At 40.1% G+C, this 21,677-nt stretch carries 15 protein-coding genes; 13 read left to right on the top strand and 2 right to left on the bottom strand.

All coding sequences use genetic code 11. From position 1 onward, the window contains the following. The first annotated feature begins 211 nt into the window (after positions 1-211). Positions 212-1,720 (top strand): DUF1501 domain-containing protein, encoded by a 1,509-nt coding sequence (locus tag I5907_RS04570; protein ID WP_231401962.1) that lies wholly within the window; start codon positions 212-214, stop codon positions 1,718-1,720. Positions 1,721-1,731: 11 nt separating this feature from the next. Here I5907_RS04570 and I5907_RS04565 read toward each other — a convergent pair whose 3' ends face one another. After that, the gene (locus tag I5907_RS04565; protein ID WP_196989543.1) at positions 1,732-2,397 is read right to left on the bottom strand and encodes a response regulator transcription factor; all 666 of its coding nucleotides are present in this window, start codon (positions 2,395-2,397) and stop codon (positions 1,732-1,734) included. A gap of 108 nt (positions 2,398-2,505) precedes the next feature. Continuing rightward, a complete protein-coding gene (locus I5907_RS04560; protein ID WP_196989542.1) occupies positions 2,506-4,461 on the bottom strand; it encodes a sensor histidine kinase in 1,956 nt (651 codons plus the stop codon). Between the two features lie 326 nt (positions 4,462-4,787). Here I5907_RS04560 and I5907_RS04555 point away from each other — a divergent pair, with 326 nt between their 5' ends. The 12 genes from I5907_RS04555 to I5907_RS04500 all read left to right on the top strand — a co-directional run bounded on the left by I5907_RS04555 (position 4,788) and on the right by I5907_RS04500 (position 21,677). Then, positions 4,788-7,556 (top strand): T9SS type A sorting domain-containing protein, encoded by a 2,769-nt coding sequence (locus I5907_RS04555; protein WP_196989541.1) that lies wholly within the window; start codon positions 4,788-4,790, stop codon positions 7,554-7,556. A 432-nt stretch (positions 7,557-7,988) separates the two neighbouring features. Beyond that, positions 7,989-9,296 (top strand): sugar transferase, encoded by a 1,308-nt coding sequence (locus I5907_RS04550; RefSeq protein ID WP_196989540.1) that lies wholly within the window; start codon positions 7,989-7,991, stop codon positions 9,294-9,296. A 115-nt stretch (positions 9,297-9,411) separates the two neighbouring features. Then, positions 9,412-10,299, top strand: coding sequence for a polysaccharide biosynthesis/export family protein (locus tag I5907_RS04545; RefSeq protein WP_196989539.1), 888 nt, complete (start codon positions 9,412-9,414; stop codon positions 10,297-10,299). Between the two features lie 34 nt (positions 10,300-10,333). Further along, positions 10,334-12,709, top strand: coding sequence for a GumC family protein (locus tag I5907_RS04540; RefSeq protein ID WP_196989538.1), 2,376 nt, complete (start codon positions 10,334-10,336; stop codon positions 12,707-12,709). A 228-nt stretch (positions 12,710-12,937) separates the two neighbouring features. Then, positions 12,938-13,879 (top strand): GDP-L-fucose synthase, encoded by a 942-nt coding sequence (gene fcl, locus I5907_RS04535; RefSeq protein ID WP_196989537.1) that lies wholly within the window; start codon positions 12,938-12,940, stop codon positions 13,877-13,879. A 129-nt stretch (positions 13,880-14,008) separates the two neighbouring features. Continuing rightward, a complete protein-coding gene (gmd, locus tag I5907_RS04530; RefSeq protein WP_196989536.1) occupies positions 14,009-15,106 on the top strand; it encodes a GDP-mannose 4,6-dehydratase in 1,098 nt (365 codons plus the stop codon). A gap of 46 nt (positions 15,107-15,152) precedes the next feature. Beyond that, positions 15,153-16,364 (top strand): glycosyltransferase family 4 protein, encoded by a 1,212-nt coding sequence (locus I5907_RS04525; protein WP_196989535.1) that lies wholly within the window; start codon positions 15,153-15,155, stop codon positions 16,362-16,364. 77 nt (positions 16,365-16,441) lie between these two features. After that, a complete protein-coding gene (locus I5907_RS04520; RefSeq protein ID WP_196989534.1) occupies positions 16,442-17,728 on the top strand; it encodes an oligosaccharide flippase family protein in 1,287 nt (428 codons plus the stop codon). Further along, positions 17,706-18,290, top strand: a complete 585-nt coding sequence (locus I5907_RS21750; RefSeq protein ID WP_196989533.1) for an acyltransferase — start codon at positions 17,706-17,708, stop codon at positions 18,288-18,290. Before I5907_RS04520 ends, I5907_RS21750 begins: the two co-directional genes overlap by 23 nt. After that, complete coding sequence (locus I5907_RS04510; RefSeq protein WP_196989532.1) at positions 18,287-19,303, top strand: sulfotransferase family protein; 1,017 nt, start codon at positions 18,287-18,289, stop codon at positions 19,301-19,303. Before I5907_RS21750 ends, I5907_RS04510 begins: the two co-directional genes overlap by 4 nt. 309 nt (positions 19,304-19,612) lie before the next feature. Continuing rightward, positions 19,613-20,728: a hypothetical protein gene (locus tag I5907_RS04505; RefSeq protein WP_196989531.1), complete on the top strand. Its 1,116-nt coding sequence runs from the start codon at positions 19,613-19,615 to the stop codon at positions 20,726-20,728. A 58-nt stretch (positions 20,729-20,786) separates the two neighbouring features. Next, a complete protein-coding gene (locus tag I5907_RS04500; protein WP_196989530.1) occupies positions 20,787-21,677 on the top strand; it encodes a sulfotransferase domain-containing protein in 891 nt (296 codons plus the stop codon).

The raw sequence follows: 21,677 nt of genomic DNA, 5'->3' as shown, positions 1-21,677 counted from the left end.
TGTTGTAGCAGGCTGCAGTGCAGGTGGCATCGCCTGTTGTGTCACTCACTTGTACTGTGGGATCAACAGGCAACAGGTGCCGCACTTTATTACAGGTGAATAAAGCAAGGTTTGTAATCCGCATCGAAGCGCTGAAACTTATTGTACAGTACAAGAGTGCGACGCAACGGAAGCTTCATGCTTTTTCTACAGCCGGGTTCATAAATATTACATGATGACAAAAAAGGAACTACATAACCAGCGTTTGTTACGTGAAGCAGAGAAGAGCGTGATGCAAATGCATACACGGCGTCATTTTTTAAGGGAAAGTGCCATGGGTTTGGGTGGCCTTGCAATGGCTGCGTTGTTTGGCTGCGGCGATAAAACAAAACAGGGAGCGCAGGTGGCTTTTGACCCTGCACACCCTATGGCGCCAAAGCTGCCCCAGTTTCCTGGCAAAGCAAAAAGCGTGATATACCTGCATATGGCAGGCGCGCCATCGCAGCTTGAGTTATTTGACTATAAGCCGGAACTGGCAAAAATGGATGGGCAACTTTGCCCACAATCATTACTGGAGGGCAAGCGTTTTGCATTTATACGCGGTGTGCCTAAAATGCTGGGCCCGCAGGCCACATTTGCGCAACATGGAGAAAGTGGTTTATGGGTAAGTGAAAACATGCCGCACCTTGCATCTGTTGTGGATGAAATAAGTTTTCTGAAAGCTGTTACCACAGACCAGTTTAACCATGCACCCGCACAGCTACTTGTACATACAGGTTCTGCGCGACTGGGAAGACCAAGCATTGGTAGCTGGGTTACTTATGGCCTGGGATCTGAAAATGAGAACCTGCCGGGTTTCGTGGTGCTTACAAGCGGCGGCAGAAATCCTGATGCGGGCAAAAGTGTGTGGGGCAGCGGTTTTCTGCCAAGCGTTTACCAGGGCGTACAATGCAGGAGTGAAGGTGACCCCGTGTTGTTTTTAAATGACCCGGGTGGTATGAGCAGGGACCTGCGCAAAGCCAGTATTGATGCCATAAACGAAGTAAATGCAGAGGAGTATAAAGCGTATAATGACCCGGAGATATTGTCGCGCATATCGCAGTATGAGATGGCTTACAAGATGCAGATATCTGTGCCGGAAGTAATGAACATTAATGATGAGCCGCAATACATTCATGAAATGTATGGTACAAAACCTGGAGAAGCATGCTTTGCCAATAATGTATTGCTTGCAAGAAAGCTGGTGGAAAAAGGTGTGCGTTTTGTGCAGTTGTTTGACTGGGGGTGGGATAGTCATGGTACGGATTCTAACTTGGCCATTGATCTTGGGTTTATTAATAAATGCAGGCAGGTAGATAAATGTATAACGGCACTGATCCTTGATCTGAAGCAACGTGGTTTACTGGAAGAAACGCTTGTTGTTTGGGGCGGTGAATTTGGCAGAACGCCGATGATGGAGAACCGGGAAGGCAAACAAAACCCGTTTAAGGGAAGAGATCACCACACGGAAGCTTTTACTATATGGATGGCCGGGGCAGGTATAAAAAAAGGCTTCAGCCATGGCGAGACAGATGAAATAGGTTATAGTGCCATTAGCGGTAAGGTAGAGACATTTGATGTGCAGGCAACCATATTGCAGCAGCTCGGCTTTAATCATGAGGAACTTACTTACCAGTTCCAGGGCAGGCCTTTCAGGCTAACCGATACAAAAGGAAAGGTGATCAACGAAATAATAGCCTGATGGGCGCAGGGTTAAATTAATCCTTTGGTATAAGCAATGCGTAACGCCTGGGCTTTGCTGTTTACATGCAGTTTGTTGTAGATGTTAATGCTGTGTTTCTTTACGGTGTTTGGACTGATGAAGATCCTGGCGGCAATCTCTTTGTACTCCAGCCCTTCGCTGAGTAACTGCAAGATTTCTTTTTCACGTTCACTAAGCAGGAAAATATCTGGTGTATTTGTTTTATCTTCTTTAATCTGCAACGGGTGTTGCACCATCTGTAATATTTTATAAGCAATACTGGGAGAGATAGGCCCGGCGCCGCTTTCCCACAGGTTCATGAGCATGCCTGTAATTACCTGGCCGCTCTCTTCTTTAAGCAGGTAACCACATGCGCCTGCTTTTATGGCACGGAAAATTTTATCATCATCATCAAAAATAGTGAGTACCACGAATTTTACAGAAGGGTAAAGAGACGATGCGGTACCGATTGCTGTAACACCGTCAACGTGTGGCATTTCAAGATCCATTAAAACGATATGCGGCAGTTGTTCTTCCCGGAAAGATTTGATTTGCTGAAGAAAGTCTTCGCCATCTGTTGCTTCAAGCACAATATTAAAAAGCGGGTTGCGGCGTAGCTTATCTTTCAGCACACTGCGGTTACTTGCTTTATCATCTACCACTGCTATGCGAACCATACATGCAATTTATTACAAATTTGAAGAACCTGTAACAGGTAAAGCATAATCCATTTGGATAGTTTTAATGAGGCAGAGCTCAATGGTGGAAATAAGATTTACAGCGCATTAACTGTTGTCTATGGCCAGTTCTATTATTGTGCCTGTATCTGTATGGGTTTGTATGGTTAAAATAATGCCTGCTGCAACTGCTCGTTCCTGCATATTTTTAAGGCCATGGCCATCTGGTTTTTCCATTGCGGCATTTTGATTAAAGCCGCTGCCATTATCTGCTATTGAAACACACCACTCGGTCGGTGTTACAATTGAAGATATAATCACATTATTGGCATTACTGTGTTTTACTGCATTTTGTACTGCTTCCTGGATGATCATTACTGTATGCAGTGCCTTTGCTGAAGACAATATCAAAGCTGGTGGCGGTGTGCCCTGTGTGGTGAAGTGTATGGATGTATAGTGCCTTGCCATTTGTTTGCTGAAATTGATGATGCGGATCCATAGTTCCGGCGCAGCGATATCAGCGGTTTTCATAGCCCACAAGGTTTCCCGCAGGTTGAGCAGCATTTGTTTGGCGGTATCATGAAGGTCGCCGATCAACAATTCGTTGACACCTGTTTCTTCTTTGAGTAATGCGGTATTATGTAAAATGGCATTTGCCTGTACCCCAAGATTATCGTGGAGGTCTGCTGCAATGCGTTTTCGTTCATTTTCTTCTGCTTCTTTAACGGCAACTTGTTTTACCATATGCTCACGCTCCATTGCAAGTGCCATTTTTATTCGTTGTTTCCTGCGGTATTCCCTGAAAAGCAGGTAAAATATAAAGCCTGCAAGCATGGAGAGCACCAGCGAGCCGTAGATGATGACATTCTTTTTTGTAAGGTCATACTCCTGCTGCAGTATTGTTTTCTCTTTTTGTTCGGTTTCGTATTTGGTCTGTACTTCTGCAAGTGCCATTGCGCTGCTGTAGGTATTAAGCGAGTCTTTTGCAGCAATAATATCTTCCAGTGTGGTGGCGTATTGTTTATCCATGCCGGCCTGCCTGTAATAGCCCGCCAGCGCCTCGTAGTAGCCCAGCTTAACGCTGAGGTGATTGGTAAATGCCACAGTGTCTCTGGTATTATAAATGTTGCCCTCTTTTATATGCCGGCGGCAGACTTCAATGGCTTTTTCTACTCTGCCGGTACTTGCGTAAAAGTTGGCAACCTGTATAATTTCGTCTGCAATATTTGAACTGCTGCTTAGCTTGTTGCGTATTGCAATCATTTCGCGGAGATCGGTTTCTGCAATGTCGTATTGCCTGGCTGCGGTGTAAAGGTTGCTTCTTATGCGTAAAGCAGTTGCCAGTGTATTCAGGTTTTCTGAAACACGCGCTAATGGTATAGCGGCATTGATGTACCAGGTAGCGGAATCATTGTTGCCTGTATTCATGTAAGCATACGCTGCATTTGCGAGTATGGCAGCCCTGGTGCTGTTAAATCTTGCATCTTTGGTGTCGTAGTTGAGTGCACGCGTTATCCACCTGATTGCATCCCGTGGTTTTGATATGTTGATGTTTACAGAACCAATGGTATTGCAGGTATAGGCAATAGTAACGGAGTCTTTAAATTGTTGTGCTTCTGTCAGCAGCCGGTATAGGATATCCAGGGCTTCCGGTATGCGTTGCACACCTCCGTAACAAATGGCTTTTTGCCTGAGCAGTTTGAAATAAATATCTCTTATGGTTGCATCTGCAGCGTTGTATTTTTTTAAAGCGCTGTCGCACACAGCATTTGCACTGTCTACCCAACCCCACAGATAATAAGCATTGGCGAAAGCCAGTTCCGCCCTTGCTGTGTTTCGTTTGTCTTTTGTTTTTTCGGCCAGGCCAAGCGCCAGTAATGCGTAGTTGTAAGCAGTGTCTATGTTCAGGCTTTGGTATTGATCGCAGTAATCCAGTATTGCCGAGAGTTTCTGCTGAGGTGTACGGGCATTGAAAATTTGTATTCTGATACTGTCTGCCAGTTTTGTTTGTGCGTTTGCAACAATGCCAGCTATTGTAAAAAATAGTACCGATATTGTTCTCATGAAGGAGGTTTAAGTGTTGGTGGTTGATTATCCTGCTTTCTTTGCCAATTTATGGCTACATACCGCCGGATTGTATCCGGTTTTTTTCGTCGATGAATATTAGTAGCTGCAATGTGCCGTACCGGTTGTTAAATGCCTCGCTTCAATCTTCGCGTTTGCCCAATAAAGTTTCTGCTGTACAAGAGTGCGACGCAACAGCAGTTGCATAGATATACAAAAGTTGGGTTCATAACTGCCTTTATGCCTTTTTTAATTGAAAACTATCCAAATGGATTATTGATAAGCCTCCTGCGAATGGTTCAATTTGTATCTCCAAAATTACCTTTATGAGATACAAAATTCTACCCCTTGTAAGCTTTATAATGATTGTATGCATGCAGAATGTGCTTGCAGCGGAATCTGAACCTAATAATACCCGTGCTGCGGCCAATACGCTTGCCCTGAATGGCAGCAACAGCGGATCTATTGGCACTGCCGGAGATGAAGACTGGTGGAGCGTAACCACCAATGCCGATGGCAAACTGAGTGTTGATATAACCGTTTCCAATGCACTGTTTATGTGGTGCCAGATAATAGATAACAACGGTACAACCGTACTGAAAGAAGCTTATACATCTACCTCTACAAGTATTATTGCAGATGGTCTTGCAGCCGGTACATATTACCTGCGGCTGTTTCCTTATTATGCCGGTCACTTACCCATCTATACCATATCAAATACATTAACGGTTCCTGTACAGGCTAATGATGCAGAGCCAAACAATACGAGGGCGCTGGCAAAAGTGCTAAACCCTAACAGCAGTAAGACAGGCCATATAAACTATTACTATAACAATGTAAAAGATACATTCGACTGGTATAAAATTACCCCGGCTGCGGATGGCCGCATAAGGCTGACGATGACCTCTGCCAATGGCCAGAACGTGTGGGCTTATTTGTATGACAATGATGGTACCACGGTGCTTGCAAGCGGTTACACCTCCGGATCAGCAGTGGTGGTAGATAAAGATGGCCTTGCTGCAGGAACATACTATATAAGAGTAAATACCTACTATAGCAGCGAATGGGCGCCATATACTTTGGCCGACAGCGTGTTTGCTGCCACACCTGCAAATGATACCGAACCAAATGGTACAAGGGCCCAGGCGCTGGTACTTCCTGTGAACACCACGGTAACCGGTCATGTAAATTATTATTACAATAAAGTAAAAGATTCAGCAGACTGGTATAAGATTACCACCAATGCAGATGGCCGGCTGCGCCTTACCATGAAATCTGGCAATGGGCAAAATGTATGGGCATACCTATATGATGCCGATGGCTCTACGGTTGTGGCCAGTGGCTACACATCAGGTTCTGCGTTTGTAGTAGATAAAGATGGTCTTGCTGCGGGCACCTACTACGTACGGGTAAATACGTACTACACAAGTGAATGGGCACCTTATACTCTTACTGACAGCCTGTTTGTACCAACGCAGGCCAATGATACGGAGCCGAACAATAATAAAACATCAGCTACCGGTATTACATTAAACAGCAGCGTTACCGGCCATGTAAACTATTACTATAACCTTGTAAAAGACACGGCAGACTGGTATAAAATAACCATTCCGCAGGATGGTATGATCAACCTTACCATCAGCTCGAACAATGGGCAGAATGTGTGGGTATACCTGTTTGATAAAGATGGTACCACACAGGTTAACGCGGTGTATAGTTCTGCATCAACATCAATAAAAACAGATGGTCTTGCGGCAGGTACATATTACCTTAGGATCAATACCTATTACACAAGTGAATGGGCGCCTTATACTTTAACCAATGCATTTACTGCCTACACCTTTGCCAATGACAGCGAACCAAACGATTACTTTGGCCAGGCAAAAACAATACCTTCTAACGGTACCGTTACGGGTCATGTAAACTTTTACTACGATGGTGTAAAAAATGCAGAAGACCGATGGAAGATCAACTACACCGGCAATGCTGGAACGATGACGATCAACTTCAACCAGGAAGCTCATAAGTCTGACGGATCTCTACGGTGTACATGGCTGCAGGTGTATAAGGATACCACACTTGCACCTATTTATAGCAATTATTTCTGCGGTACACCCAATGCAATAAATCTTACAGGGTTAACAAAGGGATACTATTACCTCAAGGTATTTACCTACTATGCGAGTGATTTTACTGCATATAGTATATCGCCTGTATTTACACAGACTAAAGCAACTGTAACCCTGGTGGCAACCAGTACATCAGCTACGTGCGACAGCACCAATAGCATTACAATTAAATGTGGAGGCAGCAAGGCACCTTATACTGCCCAGTTGTATCGCTACAATCTTCCGTATGGCACTGTAAAAACAATCAATAACACGCAGAATTACGTGTTTGCCAACCTGCCAAAAGGTAATTACACTGTAAGAGTATACGGAGATGGCGCTACAGGCACTGCTTATGCAACATTCCCCGCAGTTGAGCTGATGCCAAAACCTGTAAATGCACGCACTACCGCAATCCAGGCTGCACAGGCAAGGCTAAACTGGAACGCCCTGAATTGCGCCAACTATTTTACTATTCAATACCGCCAGGAGTCGGCTGCAACATGGACAACGGTAAAAACAAACGGCAATACCACTTTCTATATCCTCAGGAATCTTAGCGCATCAACCAAATATTACTGGCGCGTAGCAGCAACAGACAGTGCCAATGGTGTTACAGGCTTTAGTGCGTACACAGATAGTGTGGCCTTTACTACGAGTGCAGCGGTGTTTGCGGCGGCCGGCCAGCCAGCAAACGTGCAGGCAGATAAGGTATTGAACCGCGGCGATGTAGAGCTTTTGGTGTATCCAAACCCTGCCAGTTCTTTTATAAAGATCCGGGTAAATAAAATGCAGGATGTAACTGTGTCAGCAACGCTTCGGGATATCAATGGAAGGGTTGTTTGGGCAGATAATACAAAAAGTCTTGCAGCGCTCTCTGCAACTAATATTGATGTAAGCAAATTAGCCGCCGGCATCTACATGCTGCATATGCAGGATCTTTATGGCAATACTATTGCATTAACAAAGGTCATCATAAAAAGGTAGCCTATTCAAAACACAAACCCGCTACGTATGTAGCGGGTTTTTTATACTTGTAAAAATATAAGAAAGTAGTACGTCATCTTCCGGTACCCGCGCTTGTTAGCAATCAATTTGTATAGATGATTGTTTCAGCAGTGGTGTTCCATGGCATCGCCTGTTGTGTCACTCACTGCATCGTTCGGAACATTGATGAACAATGCGAAGATTGAAGCGGGCAGGCAGAACCCAAATGTGTTACAATGCCCCAATATGATAAAAACCTTAAAAAAATTTTAATCAGTTGATTACCAATATATTAAATTCTGTATGATATTAATAATGATAAGTTAATGTCTTGTTAGGATATAAGATTGTATATTTACTGCGTTTAATTACGCAAAGTTTACAGAATTTAGGGAATCATGTTTTCCAACAGTTAAATCCAAAATCTATCTTATGAATTTGAAAAGACAATTGTTTTTACATTTTTTTGAAAGTGGTAGAAACAATGCAATGATTAACCTGCTATTGTCTGTTCTTATTTTTACCTGCATAGATCAAAAGACAGGAGATACACTTCTAAACAGCTTATTGCTGTTCAATACGCTATGGCTGGCAGCATTCGTTTGCTGCGCCGTTCTTGAAAGCGCGCACTCACAGGGCATATCCCGCCGCGGATGGGAGTTGTTGTTTCAGCTGGCGGCATTCTATATTTTATCGGTTCTTTCATGGCTGCCAGGTGCAAACAGGAAGCTTGGTGTAATTGCTATCCTTGCTGTCTTTGCAGTTCTGCTTAGCATATATATGTGCAGGAGATCTGTCAAGACTCTTCTCCTTAATATTTTAGAGTATAGTGGCCGTACGCCAGTTGCTCATATAACGGGATGGCTGAAAAGCTATCTGCACAGCGGTATACACGAAGACTGGTATCAGTATGCATCACCCATGGCTTTGGCCGGTCAGCAAAAGCGGGTAATGCAAAGGTCTCGGGAAATAATGGTAACCCAAGCAGAAAAGGTACTCTTTACAAGCTCGTTGCAGACAGCTAATATCAGCCTGGAAAATGCAGAATATAGGTTTGACAAATTGCAGATCGGAGACACCATTGCTGATTGGCTGGTGCCTGCTTATGGCAAATTATCTCCTCCCGCCATAGCATTCCATAAATCCCATAACCAGCTTTTTAAACGTTTATTCGATATCCTGGTAAGCCTTTTCATCATTGTGTTTTTTCTTTCCTGGATGATTCCGGTTATAGGTCTGTTAATCAGGTTAGAAAGCAGGGGGCCGGTTTTCTTTCGCCAGTTAAGGTCAGGCAGAAATAATGTCCCTTTTTGGTGCTTTAAATTCAGAAGTATGTATGTAAATGAAGAGTCTGATGAGCTCCAGGCAAGCAAAGGCGATGCAAGAATAACCCGTATTGGTGCTTTTCTTCGTAAGACAAGCCTTGATGAATTTCCCCAGTTTTTCAATGTATTAAAAGGAGACATGAGTATTGTAGGCCCAAGACCACACATGTTGTTGCATACAGCGTTTTATGCGTCCAAAGTAAATGGCTATATGAAACGCCTTGAAATGAAACAAGGTCTTACGGGCTGGGCACAGGTAAAAGGGCACCGTGGCGAAACGAAAGACATCAGGTTTATGCAAAACCGTGTCGATCACGATATCTGGTATCTATATAACTGGACCTTCTGGCTGGATGTGAAAATTGTTCTATTAACATTTATAAACATTTTCAGACGCGAGGAGAATGCATTTTGATGCAGAAAGAAAATGAAAAAACACCTACTCACCTTAAAAGACATTATTTTCGCGCAGTACCTCATACTTGATAAAATCGGGTATTGCACACTCATACGGTTATAATCAGTTGAATGTGAATGCCGGACAAAGTATGAGTGCTCCGTCATCTAATTTTTTATTTATTCAATCAAAAATGCAATCAAGAAAAATCGCTTTTTCTGTTACTGGTTTCTGCATTCTTTCAATGTTTTTATTTCAGTCCTGTATAACATATAAAAACGCTGCTTATTTTCAGGACTTTTCAGATACCGCAAAGCCTCAGATTGCTAAAACAATACCATTCGCAACGCCTGTGATACAAGTTGATGATATTCTTACCATCACGATCCAAACAATTGATAATGATATTTCAGGCTTATTAAACTCTAGTAATAGTATTAATGGAAGTAACACCAGTTTACCTGTGTCCGGTAGTGCAACTGCTGCAGGCACACCTACACAGCAATTGGTCAACGGTTATTTGGTTGACAAAGACGGGATAGTAGAATTGCCATTTATCGGAAAAGTAAAACTCGCAGGCTTAACTACTTCAGAAGCCAAGGAAAAAATAAGGAAAGAAGCAGAGAAGCAATTTAATAATCCATTGATCAATGTGCGTTTCGCAAATTTTAAAATAACTGTTTTGGGTGAGGTAAACAGGCCGGCATCTTATATATCGCCGAACGAGAAAGTGAATGTTTTTGATGCATTGGGTATGGCAGGAGATGTTACCATTTTCGGAAAAAAAGAGAACATTTTGTTATTAAGAGACACTTTGGGGGATAAAAAAATGATCAGGTTGAATTTAAATTCAAAAGAGATTGTTACCTCTCCATATTTTTATCTTCAGCCAAATGATATTGTTTATGTAGAGCCAAATAAATACAAAATTGCAAGCGTAGATGCAGTAAGAAATAGAAATATAACTATTGCTGTTTCTGCAATGTCTCTCCTTATTGTTATCTTATCTCGTTTTAGATAGATATTATGTTATCATAAACACTGCTTAAGCAAAAATGAACAAAAATAACAATACAGCTCAAAAGGAGAGTTTGTTGAGAAAAGACGATGATGTAGACTTAAAGAAAATCGTCGGTCAATTTGCTACTTATTGGAAGCTGTACGTATTGTGCATACTCGTATGTTTACTTTTGGGTTTTATGTATATTAGGTATTCTACCCCGTTATATAAGGTAAATGCCCAGGTTTTAATACAAGATGAACAGGGTTCTGGTGCATCATCTCTACCTTCTTCTGATTTGCTGGGAGACTTTGGGGGCCTATTTAATGTACAAAACAATGTATATAATCAACTAGCCATCCTCCAAACGAAAGATCTGCTTGAAAAGGTTGTCAAAGAAATGCAACTGAATATTGTATGCTATAATAAAGGTGACATAAGAGATGTAGAAGTTTATCAAAGGCTGCCTTTTACAGCCAGATTTGAACCCTTATCAGATACAATTGTCCCAGCCACAATTCAAGTAGTATTTAAAGATAATTTAAAGGCGGAAAACAAGTTTCAGGTATCAATTGGTGATACAACCTACGAAGCAAAGTTTGGAGCAGCTATTAACATATCTAAAGGCAGACTAACACTTTTACCGTCTGGTTTACCTATCCAAAGCAACACATACCTTCTCTCATTGAACTCGGTTGATGCTGTAATTGGCGGTATACAAAGTAATCTTAACATTGATATAAAAGATCAGGAGACTACTGTAATAAGTCTATCCTATAACACAAATGTGCCAAAAAAAGGCGAAGACATATTACAAAATCTAATAGAATCGTATATAAACCGCAACCTTACGGAGAAGAATCAGATATCAGACAGTACCATCGCTTTCGTTAACAGCAGAATAGGCATTGTTTCAAAAGAGTTAGGTGCAATTGAAACAGATATTCAGCATTTTAAACAAGCAAATAAACTTGCTGATATAACTGAACAATCCAAAGCGCTTATAGATAACAGCAGCACGTATTACGCAAGGCTAAATGAGTTAGAAGTGCAGTTAAGTGTGGTTAAAACCATGCTTAATTATGTGATCAAAGAAGAAAATTTCGAAAGACCGGTACCTTCATTACTTACCAATGAACCAACTTTCCTAAGTCTTGTGCAGCAGTATAACAGTCTACTTTTGCAAAAAAGTCGTATAGCTCTATCTGTTAAAGAAGGAAATCCTATTGCACAGAATTTAAATAATCAAATAACCACTTTAAGAAGCGATATAATTAAAAATCTTCAGAATCAGCAAAAGTCGATTGAAATCTCACGGGATAGAGTAGTAAAAGAAAATGACATTTTAGGAGGGAAAGTGTATGATGTTCCTGTTCAGGAAAAGCAATACGTAAATCTTTCAAGAGAAAGAGATGTTAAGCAGGCTTTATACTTGTATCTCTTACAGAAAAAAGAAGAAACTGCCATCAGCAGAGCATCTAATATGTCCAGTGCTACAGTTATATCCAGACCCCGGGCAGATTTTCAACCCTACTTTCCCAACAAGACTGTTATTTTGGCTATTAGTCTTATCTTCTCTCTGGTTATTCCAACCGGGTATGTTATTTTCAAAAAGTTATTCAATGTACGGGTTTTGTCAAAAGATGATATTACCCAATCGACCATCGTTCCCATTCTTGCAGAAATTGGGCACAGCGAAAAACAGGGAATGCTCTCACTGGATTCAGAAGGACGGTCAGTTATTGCTGAGCAATTCAGAATTTTCAGAACTAATATGGATTTCCTGGTTGGTTCAAGAAAATCAGCTCATATTCTTATAACGTCATCCATGACTGGAGAAGGAAAATCTTTTATAGCATCAAATATTGGAATGTTATATGCATATAGCGGCAAAAAGGTATTGTTAATGGAACTGGACCTTCGGAAACCAAAATTATCGGCAATGCTAAACATTCCAAATGTTACAGGATTTTCCAACTATATTATTTCAAATAAGCATCACCAGGAGTTTATCAAACCAATTCCCCAAAATAAAAACCTTTTTTTGATGGGTTCAGGGCCTATACCGCCAAACCCCGCAGAATTACTCATGTCATCCAAAATGGATCAACTAATGGAGGAACTTGATAAAGAGTTCGACATAATTATTATGGATACCCCCCCGATCGGTGCAGTTACAGACGCACAAATCTTATCAAAACATAGCCATATCAATCTTTACGTAGTCAGGCAGTCTTATACATTAAAATATAACCTCGAAATCATCAATGAGCTACTTGAAAATGACCGTTTGTCTAACCTTTATCTTATAGTAAATGATGTAAAAAAAGGTTCATCTTATAGATATGGTTACGGATATGGCTACGGTTATGGCTATGGTTATGCCGAAACAGACAAACCTAAGAAAAAATGGTTTGGTTTAAAAAGCTAGGCTCACTTTTGCAGTAATAGATTTTTTTTTGAGCCCGGCAGTTGAACATACATTAAGCATCCGTTGCGTCGCACTCTTGTACTGAAGAATATGAATGAGCAAAGACACAACCACGTTCCGGAACAGCACGTATTAACTTAACATACGTTTACATCATTATCTGCCCCTAACGATTATATTGCCAGCCCTTGAAAACTAAAAGTATTTAGTTATAAATGTTTATACATTATGCAAAAAGGCGATAAAATTTACATAGCAGGACACAGGGGAATGGTTGGTGGCGCCATTAAGCGCAATCTTGAAAAAGAAGGATACACAAATATTGTTACCAGAACATCAGGCGAACTCGATTTACGCAGCCAGGCAGCGGTGCAGCTTTTCTTTGAAGCAGAAAAGCCGGCATACGTTTTTCTTGCCGCCGCAAAAGTGGGTGGTATAATGGCCAACAATACCTATCGTGCAGAGTTTTTGTACGATAACCTGATGATTGAAACAAACATCATTCATGCAGCATATACAAACGGCGTAAAAAAACTGATGTTTCTCGGCAGTTCGTGCATCTATCCAAAACTTGCACCACAGCCGCTGAAGGAAGATTACCTGCTAACCGGCACGCTGGAGTATACCAATGAACCATACGCTATAGCAAAAATTGCAGGCATCAAATTATGTGAGGCATACAGGGACCAGTACGGCTGTAACTTCATCAGTGCCATGCCAACAAATTTGTATGGTGTAGGAGATAATTATCACCCGCAAAATTCGCATGTTCTGCCTGCATTGATCAGGAAGTTTCATGAGGCCAGGGAGAACAGCGCTCCTGCTGTTACAGTGTGGGGCTCCGGTAAACCTATGCGTGAATTTTTATATGCAGACGACCTGGCTGAAGCGTGTATATACCTGATGCAGCATTACAGCGAAAAGCAACTCGTTAATATTGGAACAGGAGAAGACCTTACAATTAAAGATCTTGCAGAGTTGGTAAAAAAAGTAGTAGGGTATACTGGTGAAATTGTTTTTGATGCATCCAAGCCGGATGGTACACCACGCAAACTGATGGATGTTTCCAAATTAAACGGGTTGGGCTGGAAACACCATACAACATTGGAAGAAGGCATTAAACTTGCATACGGCGATTTTCTTGCGAAACATGTAACAGCAGCGGTTTAAACGAAAGTGCATCGTTGCTGCCCATAGCTATGCTGTACAAGAGTGCGACGCAACGAAAGGTGAATAGCTTTACAAAAGCCTGGCTCATAAATAAAAAACATCAAACCACTTTTAAATTACAATTATTCAATGAAGACTGCATTAATTACTGGTGTGAACGGACAAGACGGCGCTTATCTTTCTGAGCTTTTGCTTGAAAAAGGTTATATGGTACACGGCATTAAACGCCGTGCATCTTTGATAAATACAGATCGTATAGATCACCTGTACCAGGACCCGCATGAGAAGGATGTGCGCTTTCGTTTGCATTATGGTGATATGACTGACAGTACAAACCTTATTCGTATTATACAGGAGGTGCAGCCGGATGAAATTTACAATCTTGCTGCCATGAGCCATGTGAAGGTAAGTTTTGATACACCGGAATACACTGCGAATGCAGATGCAATAGGTACGCTGCGTATACTTGAAGCTGTACGTATACTCGGCCTTGAAAAGAAAACGCGTATTTACCAGGCAAGTACTTCGGAACTGTATGGCCTTGTACAGGAAGTACCGCAAAAGGAAACTACGCCTTTTTACCCGCGCAGCCCTTACGCAGTTGCGAAGTTGTATGCATACTGGATAACGGTGAACTATCGCGAGGCGTATAATATGTTTGCCTGCAATGGTATACTGTTTAACCACGAGAGTCCCTTACGCGGAGAAACATTTGTAACCAGGAAAATAACCAGGGCTGTAGCTGCGATTGCGCTTGGCTTGCAGAAAACGCTGTTTCTCGGAAACCTGGATGCGCGCAGAGACTGGGGACATGCACGCGATTACGTGAAAGCGATGTGGCTGATATTGCAGCAGGAGCAGGCGGAGGATTTTGTGATAGCGACCGGTATTACTACTCCTGTAAGAGAGTTTGTTAAGATGGCTTTTGGTGAAGTGGGCGTTACACTTGAATTTAAAGGCAGCGGTGTTGAGGAAAAGGGATATGTAGCGGCAAGTACCAATGCTGACTTTAAACTTGAGATTGGTACCTGTGTAGTGGCGGTTGATCCTGCTTACTTCAGGCCTACAGAGGTTGAATTATTAATAGGCGACCCCACAAAATCTAAAGAAAAACTTGGATGGGTACCGGAGTGTACACTGGATCAACTGGTAAAAGAAATGGTGACCGCAGATCTCGAAGTTTTCAGGCAAAAAAACAAAACACAGTTTGAACATTTGATCGGGTAGCGCTGGGTAAAAATGTTGTCTAAAAGCTTCGATAAAATTATTCCTGATGAAAGTTTTGATTGTTACAGATGCATTGCCCTTTCCCGCGTTGAACGGAAAACAGTTACCTATAGCGGGATTGTTTGAATGTATAAGTAAAACCCATATAACCCACCTGTTAGTGCTTGCTGAAGCAGGTATAGAAATAAAGGATCATACGGCACTTCCTAAATCCATCATTTATAAAGGTTCAGTCCCGGTAAAAAAGATCAACAGCAAGAAAAAGTTGATTTCATCGGCACTTACTTTTAAGCATTCCATTTCGTTATACAAATATGATAAATCTTCATTGGGGAATGTTATCGGATCTGAGCATTACGATTTTATTTGGGTAAGTCCTGCACATTATTATAGTTTTATAAGTTTTTGCAACAACAATAATTTGCGTTTTTTCAAAAAAGTGGCAATAGGCTTAAACGACTGTAAGACCTTCCAGTTCCGTGACTCAATAAATGAATTAATGTACAGCCGGATATTTAAGTTGAGGTATGTAACAGAATGGTTGAGAAGTTTTCCGCTGGAAAGGGAGGAAAGAAATTTTCTTGCATTAGCAGATATTGTGCATGTACAGACGCTAAATGAAGCCGAAAAAGTGAGAAAAGTCGTGAGGAACAGGCTCAAGCCATTGATTGTCGCAGCTCCAAACGGTATAAAGGAGGAGCTATTTGCTTGCAGTTATAACGGGGTTAACAGTAACGTAATATTGTTTATGACGCATTTGCATGGTCACAGACTTAAAGAATCCGAATGGTTTATTACGAAAGTTTGGCCTGTTATAAAAAAGAAGTTACCGGAGGCAAAGCTCTCCTTGGTGGGAACACCGCCAAAAACGAAAATAGACTATATAGATACGGATTCGTCCATATTAATAAACGGTTATGCTGATGACATCCATGAGCTGTATAACACCGTAAGATTAGCAGTTGTGCCAACATTTCACGGAACCGGGTTAATAAATAGAATACTGGATGCTATAACCGCAGGCGTACCTGTAGTTTCTACACCGCAGGCTATAGCAACGTTTCCAGGATTAATCTCTGGCAAGGAAATTTTATCTGCATCAGGTGCAAAGCAGTTTGCAGATGCGGTAATAAAATTATATACAGATATCAACTTCCGATGTAAGATGGCTGCTGATGGCAGATTATATGCAAAAACGCAGAATACATGGCCCCAATCAGCCCTCGTTGTGCAAGAGGCGATGGAATCTTTAGTGTAAAATGTGCTAAAATGTTTACTGGTTTATAGTGTAAGGAATAACAATAGGGAGGTTACGAAATTGTATTATTTAAATTTATGCAGGAAAGATCGGCATCAACGTTTAAAAAATATCTGAGCGTAAAATATATTTTATCGTTTAGTCTTTTAAACTATTTACAATCTGCGATTTCGCTAATTGTATCAGTTCTTTTAGCGAAAGAACTTGGGAGGGAAGAATATGGATACTTTGCATACGGGATGGTTTATGCAAATACACTTTTTATTATTATGCAATTTGGTACGGATAAAACGTTGGTGAGAGATCTTGTGCAAAGAGATCAGCCTGAAATTACCATTTCATCAGCCGGGTGGTTATGGTTTATGCTTGGTATTGTCATTGTAGGTATGATTTCTGTATGGGCGTTTGGATTTGCAGGGTTTTCTTCCAAAACTGCCATAGTGGTGCTTATCTGCTCCGCTTTAGGATTTATGCGTGGTATGAGCCCAATGCCGTGGTTTGATTATAAAGGAAAAGCAAATTATCATTCTTCTATACTTTTGATTGATAGACTCATTTTTGTAGCCGCAACATTATTAATTGTTTTTTTTTACAAAAATGAGCAAGCCATTATAAGTATAGCATTAGCGCAATTTCTAGCGAGAGCCATTACAATTTTCTTAGAATGGAAGTATGTTGCCTCTACAGCCAAATTAACTTTGAAACCAGTTTATACTGAGATTAAAACAATTGCCAGGGATAATGTATGGGTTTGGTTGGGCGCTATGGGTAACCTGCTTATGACACAGGTTAACCAGTTAATGATAGATGGAAAATTCGGCGTTAAGGAATTGGCATTATACGGTTTTGCATTCCAGGTGATTATGGTTATCAGACTATTGCAACAACAAATTCTCAGACTAATAACACCAACCATAGCAGTGATCACTCATAATATACAAACACATGCTAAGCAAGCAAGAAAAAAGCTATTGCAATTCTGTAGCCTCAATATTTTACTAAGTTCCTGTATAGTTTTACCTGCTTATTTTATTATGCCATACTTTATTGAAATCGTCAATAAAGACTTTTTAGGTGCCTTACCCGTCTTAAATGTTTTATATGTTTGGATATTGTTATTCGGTGTAGCTATCATAATCAATCAATTTTTAATCGGTTTAAGATTACAAAAATTTTTCTTTATCAGTACAACAGTTTTTGGATTATTGTCTTTAGGCTTAGCAGAAATTTTCATAGAAGAATATGGATCAATCGGCGCGGCAATGTCTTTATTGATTGCTCACTCCTGCTCAGTACTTTTTCAACTTTTTATAGTTTTAAGAAAGATTAAAAAAGAAGCAAATGTTGCACACATTAATGAATAAACTGTATGTGGTTTACCAAAGAAAAAAACAGAAGCTTAAACTTCTTAACCTGGAGAAGCCATTATATATACATACAACTGCTACATTTAACTTTCACCGAAACATTAAGATAAGTAAATACTGCAGAATTGGAATGGATTGTCATATTGATGGGGAAGGAAAAATTGAAATAGGTCGCGGGACTATTTTGGCGCCGAAAGTTGTTATACTGTCCAGTTCTCACGAGTACAGAAACGCATCAACTTTACCATATGGAATAGAAGATAAAAAGCTGCCGGTTGTGATTGGAAACGGGTGTTGGATTGGTTGGGGCGCATTGATTAGACCTGGAGTAACGATTGGAGATGGTGCGGTGATTGCTATGGGGGCTGTTGTAACAAAAAACGTTGGTGCGGGAGAAGTTGTTGGCGGTAATCCTGCAAGAACAATCGGCATGAGAGAATCGGTTTCAGAGATTAGCCATTTGGTTAAAGAAGATAAATATTTTATAAAAGATATTCTTGAGAATAATCGCATAAGACAAGGGCGGAAAACGAACCTCAACAACAATCTAATTAAATGAAAAAAAGCGGGTTTTTCATCATCGGATCGAAGCGGGGAGGAACTACTCTATTAAGATTAATGCTTAACAAACACACTCAGCTTATAATACCGCCTGAGTCTCATTTTATACTGCCATTAGTAAAAACGTTTCCATATCTGGATCGCTCGTTGTCTTTTTCACAATTGGAAGAAATCAAATCAATTATAATTAACCATCCAAGATTCGATACATGGAAGATGGACGCGGAAGAAGTAGATTCGGTCATTAATAGCTTAGATGAGCCGCGCATTTTGGCCGCAGTCATTGAAGGATTGTTTCTGCGCAAAATCAGAGATTCCGGAAAGACAACCTGGGGAGAGAAGACACCTGAATACATTGACATTATACCCCAACTGAATAGTCTTTTTCCTGAAAGTAAATTCATAGCTCTTGTTAGGGATGGGCGAGACGTCGCGATTTCATTAAAAGACAGGGGTTGGGAAGGGTGGTCTATATATCAGCGCGCCATATATTGGAAGAGATGCATACGAAACATCGAATTTTTAAATAAGTTGGGTAATAGAACCCTGATGGTAAAATATGAGCGTCTTGTGACGAATGTAGAGGAAGTTTTGTCAGAAATTACGGAGTTTTTAGATGTAGCTTTTGAAGATAAAATGTTACAATTTAATCAGGACTATGCGAAAAACATAACCGAAACCGAGATAAAGAGCGGCGTGCATAAGAAATTAAACAGGATGCCTGATCCCAAGGCAGATATTGGGAGATGGACATTACAAATGAGTAATAGCGAGGTGTGGAGATTTGAATCAATTTGCCATAAAGAATTAAGACTTATGGATTATGACGTAGCTTATTATAATCAGAACAATTTTTTGCATAGACTTGGAAGTTTTCTTTATAGAATTATCGGGAAAATCATTGTATTGTTACACGTGATATATCACTTCCTGTTTTCCAGAAATGTGAAACAAAAATTGAGAAAAAATCGTCAGTATAATAAGCTTAGATCTCTAATAGTCAAGTCGTAGAAATAGGTTCGGGATATTATCTCTTTTTGAAACGGTTATCGGAATGTTTGTTAACTAAATATCTTATCCGCTTTTTGGTGTATGCTTATAATCTCATTCATTATATGGTTTGTCACTATACGGTATGCCCGAAAAAAATTTGACGTTTATCTATTTATGCCTGGCCTTATTTTTTCCTCTATTCTTTTAGTAAGTCAGTGCGTTTACTATTATTTTACCTTACATCCTGAAATCACCAAGTATTTTCGGATCGGCACGTTTAAAAAATTTAGTTACGATTACAGGGTATATTTGATTCACTACATTTACATGATTACTTGCTTTTTTACAATGTTCCGGTTAAATGAAAAGAAAAACTATCAGGTTGTCTCAAACAAATCAAATTTTACCCAAAAATTTACAGATGTACTGAATAGGAAATATTTTCCTTTAAACGATAAGACTATAAGGTTATTTTATGTTGTTTTTCTCGCATTGTTTGCACTGACGTTGTATCATTTTAGTCAATTAGATGTTGCTATTTTATGGAAAAACGATAGTTACCTTCTACTAGGCAACCCGGACCGATTACATCTTCCTGCCCTGGCAAGTATTATTCATTTCGCTTCTGGAATAATTGCAATTCTTATATTGATCGTTATAATACTAATGTTTAAAAGCGGGAGGCATTTAATGGCTATTTTGCTGGTTCCGTTTTTCCTTTATTATCTAACGTTAAAAGTCGCGGGTAATTCAAGATGGGCACCACTTATAACGGCATCGGCATTACCATTTTTATTTAAACCCAAAAGTATCAGATCTTTAATAGCGGTAACATGTACAGTTATTATCACAATGCTCCTTTATTTTGGTGTTTTATTTGGCCGAAACCGTGGAAATTATTTTTCACAAGGCGTAGCAGCTATCCCATCAAATATTGAAAATGGAGTAAAGAGTATTGCCATATTGTCACCAAAACTTTTAGCCACGGCGTTTTCCAGTGGATGGAATCTTAGCTTGTCATTAAAAAAATACGGTGACAAGGAGATTACATTCGATACTAAATATAAAATACTTGTTTTTTCACCTTTAATCTCAAGTATAGATGGATATAATGATGCTTTGGAGGATAGAAACAAACTGAAATTAAGTTCGTACGCACCGGTAGGGTTTATCGGGGAAAGCTACTTTCTTGGATATGGCTTTTTTCTGTTTGCAATCATGTTTTTATATTTTGCAATACGATACTGTAATAAAATTGTTGCGCGTTATAGCTTGATTGGGATGTTGCTTGTTTCACCTGCCTTCTTGTTTTTCTTTAAAATGCAAGGCTACCCAATACGCAACTGTTTTCGTTACCTTCTCATAGGAATTGTTTCTGGATTTATCTTGGATTGGTTACAAAAAAGAAAATCAAGGAGAATAGCCGGGAATGAAGTTAGCTAAAAATCAGAACACAATAGATAAGTGTTGATCAACATACATAAAAAAAATAATTAAAACTTTGAGTAACAAATTGGATTTTCTAGTAATCGGAGCTCAAAAATGTGCAACAACATGGTTGTATGAATGTTTGAAAGAACATCCTCAAATTTGTTTGCCTGCAGATAAAAAAGAGGTGGAATATTTGGGAGGGAAAATCTATCTGGAAAGAGGCGCTGACTGGTATTTTTCATTAGTTAATGAAGCACAACAAGGGCAATTAAGGGGAGATGTTTCCGTAGAATACATGTGGGATCCTAAATCACCTGCCGTTGTAAAAGAATTTTTACCCAATGTAAAAATGATAGCGTCACTAAGAAATCCGGCGGAAAGAGCAATATCGGCTTACTACTGGTATCTTCGTAAAGGCCTTCTGCCCGCTAACCATTCTATAAAGCAGACATTTGAGCAATTACGCACTTCCTATCTGGAAGGACAATTAAGCGAGCCTGGGATAGACATAATTTTGCGCGGTTTTTATGATGTGCAGTTGTCCAGATATTTACAAATCTTTTCTCCGTCGCAACTTTTAGTTTTTCTTTATGAGGACATTAAGGAACACCCAATAGAAGTTCTCAGGCAAATATTTCGTTTCATTGGAATTTCCGAAGAGTTTATACCCGATTCATTAAATGAAAGACCAAAACAAAACAGTCAGTCCAAGCTAATAATGAGGTTTGAACGCATGGCTCCTAAATCAAAAATTATTGCTGCTATTTCAAATAAGCTAAATCAATTCTTATCCGGTCTAGGAAAGGAAAAAATCAGATCCAAAGAAGAACTGGATGCAATTGAAATATTAATCCCGCTGTTTGAGACTTCTGTTAATGGAACATTTGAACTTATAAAATCTTTGCCTGCTGAGAATCAACCTCTGCAAAAAAATATTCTTTCAGTCTGGAATAAAAAATAG

Origin of the sequence: Panacibacter microcysteis (assembly GCF_015831355.1) — a bacterium.
Taxonomy (GTDB): domain Bacteria; phylum Bacteroidota; class Bacteroidia; order Chitinophagales; family Chitinophagaceae; genus Panacibacter; species Panacibacter microcysteis.
This window is presented reverse-complemented; position numbering and strand designations above follow the sequence as displayed.